Genomic DNA, 5,970 nt, shown 5'->3' with positions numbered 1-5,970 from the left:
CGCCGCCCTGCATTCACGCCCCCCTTCCCCCGCTCCCCCTTCCCCGTGGGAAGGGGGCCTGACACGTCGGGAAACCAGTTCTGGCTGCAGACGAAGCCGGTGAGGTTGCCGATCAGCGCGCGGTGCGGGATCAGCGCGCCCTTGGGCGGGCCGGTGGTGCCGCTGGTGTAGATCAGCACGGCGGCCTCGTCGGCCTTCGTCCGCACTGCCGTGAACTCGGCACGCTCGGCGGCGAGCGCAGCATCCCAGTCGACGTCGCCCTGCCCGGCCGCGTCGCCCACGGCGATCACGCGGCGCACTGTCGGGCACTGCGGCCGCGCGGCGAGCAGGTTGGCGATCGCGCTTTCGTCGACGATCGCCGCCACCGCCTCGCTGTGCTGCAGCCGGTAGGCCAGCGCATCGGGCCCGAACAGCATCGACAGCGGCATCGCCACCGCGCCGAGCTGGAGCACGGCGATGTTGGCCACCGCCGTCTCGAAGCGCTGCGGCATGACGATGGCGACGCGGTCGCCGCGCCGCACGCCCAGGCGCTGCAGCGCATTCGACAGCCGGTCGGCGTTGGCCTGCAGGTCGGCATAGGTGAACTGCGCGGCGCGGCCGTCCTCGTGCTCGTAGCGGATCGCCAGCGTGGCCGGCGTGTCGCGCGCCCAGCGCGCGCTGCAGACCTCGGCGATGTTGAAGAAGGCGGGGACGTGCCAGCGGAAGCCGGCGTGCAGGGCAGCGTGGTGATCGACCTGGTGGGCGGCGGAATCCATGCCCGCGAGCTTAGGCGCGCGGCCGTGCGCGACGCATCGGGTCAAGCACCGAAGCGCTTGAGCGCATCGCCGCTGATGCGGCAGATGCGCCAGTCGGGCATCACCGTGGCGCCCATCTTCTCGTAGAAGCGGATCGCGTTCTCATTCCAGTCGAGCACGCTCCACTCGAAGCGGCCGTAGCCGCGCTCCACCGCGATCGCGCCCAGCCGCGACAGCAGCGCCTGCCCGATGCCGCTGCCGCGCTGCGCCGGCTGCACGTACAGGTCCTCGAGGTACAGGCCAGGCTTGGCCAGGAAGGTCGAGAAGTTGGTGAAGAACAGCGCGAAGGCGACCACGCGACGGTCCACCTCGGCCACCAGCGCCTCGACCACCGGCTTGTCGCCGAACAGGTGCGGGCGCAGCGTCTGCGGTGTCACCTGCAGCAGGTGGGTCAGCTTCTCGAACTCGGCGAGCTCGCGGATCAGGCCGACGATGGCGTCGACGTCGCGCAGCTCGGCGGCGCGCAGGGTGAAGTCGGGGGTGGTGCTCATGGGCGGATTGTCTCAGCCGCGGCTGTCGCGCCGCCGACAGCAGGCGGCCACGAACCGGCCTACAGTGCAACGCCATGACCGATCCCGTCTACACCGCACGCCGCGCCGCACGCAGCCTGTTCGTCACCGTGCGCGGCCTGCGCTACCACCTGCTCGCCTGGGGCGACGCCTCGCGGGTCACGCCCGAACGGCCGCCGCTGCTGCTGATGCACGGCTGGATGGACGTGGCCGCCTCGTTCCAGTTCATGGTCGATGCGCTGGCGACGGACCGCTACGTGATCGCCGCCGACTGGCGCGGCTTCGGCCTCAGCGACAACGGCGGCAGCGACAGCTACTGGTTCGCCGACTACCTCGGCGACCTCGATGCCCTGCTCGATCACCCGGAGCTCGGCCTGGCCGGGCAGCCGGTCGACCTGCTCGGCCACAGCATGGGCGGCAACGTGGTGATGCTCTATGCCGGCATCCGCCCCGAGCGGATTCGCCGGCTGGTCAACCTGGAGGGCTTCGGCATGCCGGCCACCGTGCCCGAACAGGCACCCAGGCGCTACCGGCAGTGGCTCGACGAGCTGAGGGAGCCGGCGCAGCTGCGCCCCTACGACAGCCTGGCCGAGGTGGCGCAGCGGCTGCGCAAGACCAACCCGCTGCTGGCCGAGGACAAGGCTGCCTGGCTGGCGCCGCACTGGTCGCGCCAGGGGAGGGACGGCCGCTGGCAGATCCTGGCCGACCCGGCGCACAAGCGCGTCAACCCGCTGCTGTACCGCGTCGACGAGGTGCTGGCCTGCTGGAAGCAGATTGCCGCGCCGCTGCTGTGGGTGGAAGGCGACCGCACCGACGCCGAGAAGTGGTGGGGCCATCGCTACCCGCGCAGCGAGTTCGAGGCGCGGCTGGCCACGGTGGCGCGGGTCGAGCGCCACCTGTTGTCGCCGGCCGGGCACATGCTGCACCACGACCAGCCCGAGGCACTGGCCCAGCGGCTGGAGACCTTCCTGGCCTGAGGGCGCCGGCGCGCGCCGCGCCATCGTGAGAAGATGACCTCGGCGTTTGGCAGTGGGAGGCGCCGATGAGTGCAGTCAAGACGATCCGGCGCATCGGCTTCCGCAAGTGGTACGAGCGGGAACTGCTGCAAAGCCATGCCAACCTCGTGCTGCTGCTGCTGGCCAGCCTCGGCCTGCTGGGTTCGGCCGAGGCCTACACGAAATCGGCCCCGCTGCTCGACCAGCTTCAGATCGTGGCCGCCGCGCTGGCCAGCGCCGTGATCGGCGTGCTCGCGCTGCGCCGCTACCTGTACCTGCTCAGCCACGCGGAGTTCGTCGCCAACCAGGCTGACTGCGAGCAATGCGGCACCTACGCCCGCTGGGACCTGCTCGGCGAGGCCGGCGAGGACGGGCGCGTGCGGGTGCGCTGCCGCAAGTGCGGCCACGAGTGGCACATCGCCCTTTGAGGAAGTAGTTCACAGGCCACCGCCGGCTCATCACCTTGTGATGCGCATCACGCTGACCCGAACCGTGATCAGGTGCCCACGTGCAGCGTCAGTTCACGGTCAGTTTTATGTACCATCGCGCTGCCCATGGCCACGACTTACACCAAAACCGCCGACGGTCAGCACGAGATCGAGACGCGTGCCCGCCGACTCACGCCCCGCGCCCGCTCGACGCTGATCCTGGTCGACGGCAAGCGGACCGATGCCGAACTGGGCAAGCTGGTCCAGCAAGCGGAAGAGACCTTGCAGGCGCTGCTCGAGCAGGGCCTGATCGAGGTCGTCGCCACGTCCTCCTCGCGCTCGTCGCCGAAGGACGAAGGCCCGGCCTCCATCCCCGGCCCGGCGTCGGCGCCCTCGCCGGCGATGGCGGTCGTGGAGTTCGAGTCGACGCGCCGCGATGCCGTGCGCGCCATCAACGATCTGCTCGGCCCCGAGGCCGAGATGCTCGCGCTGAAGATCGAACGCGCCACCGACGAGTTGCAGCTGCGTGCCGCCCTCGAGCGGGCCGTGGCCTACATCGCCAACGCCCGCGGCGGCGGCGCCGCCACGCAGTTCGCGGCCAAGTTCCTGATCGGGCAGTAGGTCGCCCGGGCGGCCGTGCCGGCTCAGCGCGGCAGCCAGCGGCGCTGAGCCGCCAGCCGGGACAGCGCCTGCCAGTCGTCGCCCTGCCGCTGCGCCAGCACCTGCGGCCACAGCTTGAGCAGCACTTCGGCGGTCGCCAGCGTGTCCGCCGCCGCCTGGTGACGCACCGCGCAGCGCACGTCGAGCACCTCCATCCATTCGTCGAGCGAACGCCCGGCCACGTCGGGACGCACCACCCGCGCCACGTCGGCGAGGTCGATCCACGGATTGGCCAGCTCGTGCCCGAGCACGGCGCGCATCGCACGCTGGATCAGCGCCTCGTCGAAGGCGACGTGGAAGCCCAGCAGCGGCGAACGCCCCACCCAGCGCTCGAAGGCGGTGAGCGCCTGCGCCGGCTCGACGCCGCCGCGCTGGGCGCCGACGCCGATGCCGTGCACCAGGATGTTGGCCTTGTCCACCGGCGCGTCGGGCTGGCGGATCACCACCTCGAAGCTGTCGCCGAGCGCCAGCCGCGGCGCGCCGCCATCGCGCTTCAAGGCGATCGCGGCGATGGCGAGCAGGCGGTCACGCTTCGGGTCGAGGCCGCTGGACTCGACGTCCAGCATCACCCAGCGCGAATCGTCGGCCGCCACCGTGCGGCGCCACCAGGGCCTCATCTGCGGTAGTCCAGTTCGAGCCGCTGCTGCAGCGTGCGGGCAATGCGCAGGCTCTCGCGCAGCATGCGGCGGTCGATGTCGTTGAGCGCGCCGACGTCGACGAAGTTCGGCTGCCCGGCCACCGCGGCCGGGCAACCCGGGTCGAGCTGCACCTGCAGGCGCAGCAGTTGCAGGAACTCGAAGGCGGCGGCCCAGGTGTCGCCCTCCTGCGCACCGGCGCCCAGCGCCAGCGCCGCGGACTCCAGCCGCGCCCGCGTGCCGGTGGCGAGCGCGCCGTGGGCCAGCGCGTACAGCCGAGCCACGTCGACGAAGATCGCCGTGCCCTGCAGCTTCAGGTCGATCACCTCGCGGCCGCCCTGCGTGCGGGTGTCGATCGCGCCGCGCCAGTTCAGCGGCGCACCGTGTGCCAGCGCGTTGAGCGCGAGCTGCTTCATGAAGCGCGGAAGCTCCTGCGCCTGCGTGGCAATCAACTCGCGCAGCGGCGCGGCCAGTGCGGCGTGGCCAGCCAGCGGCCGCAGGTCGAAGTAGATGCTGGCCTTGAGCAGGTCCTCGGGGGCGCCGTGCGCCATCCACTGCTCGAAGCGCTGCGCCCACTCCGCCGGCGTCAGGCAGCACTCCGGATTGGAGGCCATCACATTGCCCTTGCACAGCGGGTAGCCGCAGGCGTCCAGCCCCTCGTTGACCTCGCGCGCGAACTCCAGCCACATCGCCCGATCGCGCTGCGGGTCGTCGCTCTCGAACACCAGGCCGTTGTCCTGGTCGGTGGCGATGGTCTGCTCGCCGCGGCCCTCGGAGCCGAAGGCGAGCCAGCAGGCGCGGCCCAGGTCGAGGCCGCGGCGCCCGGCGACGAGCCCGACCAGCCGCTCGGTCAGCACGTCGTTGAGGTGGCTGATCAGCTCGGTGAGCTGGCGCGCGCGCACGCCCTGGCCGAGCAGGTTGCGCGCGAAGCGGCGGATGTCGTCCGCGCCCTGGCGCAGCGTCTCGAGGTCGGGCGCGGCGCGCAGCGTGGTGCTGACCTGCTTGAGCGACAGCCGCTGCAGCGCGAACAGGTCGCGCTCGGAGACGATGCCGACGGCACGCTCGCCCTCGGTGACCGGCACGTGGCGGATGCCGTGCTGCGACATCAGCAGCGCCGCGTCCTGCGCGGTATGGCTCACGCTGAGCGTGCGCAGCGGCGTCGTCATCACGGCCTCGATCGGCGTGCCCAGCGGCCGTTGCGGCAGCGTGACGCGGCCGAGGATGTCGTGGCGCGTCAGGATGCCCAGCGGCCGGCCGGCCTCGTCTGCCACCAGCACCGAGCCGATGCGGCGCTCGTGCATCGTCGCCAGCGCCTGCGCCAGCGGCGTCGCCGGCGCCACGCAGACCGGCGCGCGGCGCATCAGCGAGCCCAGCGTCGCCTCCAGCGACTGCTCGGCCAGCGTCTGCGAGGCGAAGCTCGCCTGCAGCGCGCGGCGCGACAGTTCCAGGTACTGGCCGACGCGCCGGTTGAGGAAGTCGGCGAACGGCGCGCTGCCGGCAGCGAGTTCCCGCACCACGGCCGCCGGCACGAGCAGGCAGAAGCAGTCTTCGTGGGCCTGGTAGGTGGCGGTGACGGCGCGCTCGCCGAGCACCGCGCCGACCGGGAACAGGTCGCCCGGCTCGTACTGGAAGCCGCCCGCCGCGTCCGCCAGGCCGCGCCGGCCGGTGACGCTGCCCTGGCGCAGGTAGAGCAGGTGGGTGGCCACGCCGGACTCGGGCGACAACAGCGTCTCGTCGGGCGCGAAGTAGACCTGCTGCGCCGAGCCGATGAAGCGCTCGACCTCGGCCGGCTTCATCTGCGCGAACGGCACGTGCGCCATCAGTTCGGCGCGCAGCTGGGCCATCAGGCTGGCCGCGGGAGTGGTGGCGTTGTTCATCGTGACTGCGATCGTACGAAGGCGCCGCCGTCCCGACCAGGGGCTGGATCAACAATGAAAAAGGGGCCCCCC

General features: G+C 71.9%; 7 protein-coding genes. 3 read left to right on the top strand and 4 right to left on the bottom strand.

Features of this window, described 5'->3' with window-relative positions; translation table 11 throughout:
* Both AAG801_RS39670 and AAG801_RS39665 read right to left on the bottom strand, forming a co-directional pair.
* Positions 1-755: AMP-binding protein (locus AAG801_RS39670; protein WP_341893370.1), on the bottom strand; the 755-nt coding region annotated here is incomplete at its 3' end.
* Between the two features lie 41 nt (positions 756-796).
* Positions 797-1,285 (bottom strand): GNAT family N-acetyltransferase, encoded by a 489-nt coding sequence (locus AAG801_RS39665; protein WP_341893369.1) that lies wholly within the window; start codon positions 1,283-1,285, stop codon positions 797-799.
* A 74-nt stretch (positions 1,286-1,359) separates the two neighbouring features.
* On the opposite strand from AAG801_RS39665, the gene AAG801_RS39660 reads away from it, so the two are divergent.
* The 3 genes from AAG801_RS39660 (at position 1,360) to AAG801_RS39650 (ending at position 3,347) form a co-directional block, all read left to right on the top strand.
* On the top strand, positions 1,360-2,280 hold the full coding sequence (locus AAG801_RS39660; RefSeq protein ID WP_341893368.1) for an alpha/beta hydrolase: 921 nt from the start codon (positions 1,360-1,362) through the stop codon (positions 2,278-2,280).
* A 65-nt stretch (positions 2,281-2,345) separates the two neighbouring features.
* Positions 2,346-2,726: a hypothetical protein gene (locus AAG801_RS39655; RefSeq protein ID WP_341893367.1), complete on the top strand. Its 381-nt coding sequence runs from the start codon at positions 2,346-2,348 to the stop codon at positions 2,724-2,726.
* Between the two features lie 126 nt (positions 2,727-2,852).
* Positions 2,853-3,347 carry a hypothetical protein gene (locus AAG801_RS39650; protein WP_341893366.1) on the top strand — a complete coding sequence of 165 codons (495 nt, stop codon included), beginning with the start codon at positions 2,853-2,855 and terminating at the stop codon, positions 3,345-3,347.
* A gap of 23 nt (positions 3,348-3,370) precedes the next feature.
* Here AAG801_RS39650 and AAG801_RS39645 read toward each other — a convergent pair whose 3' ends face one another.
* Complete coding sequence (locus AAG801_RS39645) at positions 3,371-4,003, bottom strand: 3'-5' exonuclease (RefSeq protein ID WP_341893365.1); 633 nt, start codon at positions 4,001-4,003, stop codon at positions 3,371-3,373.
* Complete coding sequence (locus AAG801_RS39640; RefSeq protein ID WP_341893364.1) at positions 4,000-5,898, bottom strand: DUF294 nucleotidyltransferase-like domain-containing protein; 1,899 nt, start codon at positions 5,896-5,898, stop codon at positions 4,000-4,002. The genes AAG801_RS39645 and AAG801_RS39640 overlap by 4 nt, the downstream gene beginning before the upstream one ends.
* Positions 5,899-5,970: the final 72 nt, after the last annotated feature.

It is taken from the genome of Variovorax sp. YR752 (assembly GCF_943372545.1).
This window is presented reverse-complemented; position numbering and strand designations above follow the sequence as displayed.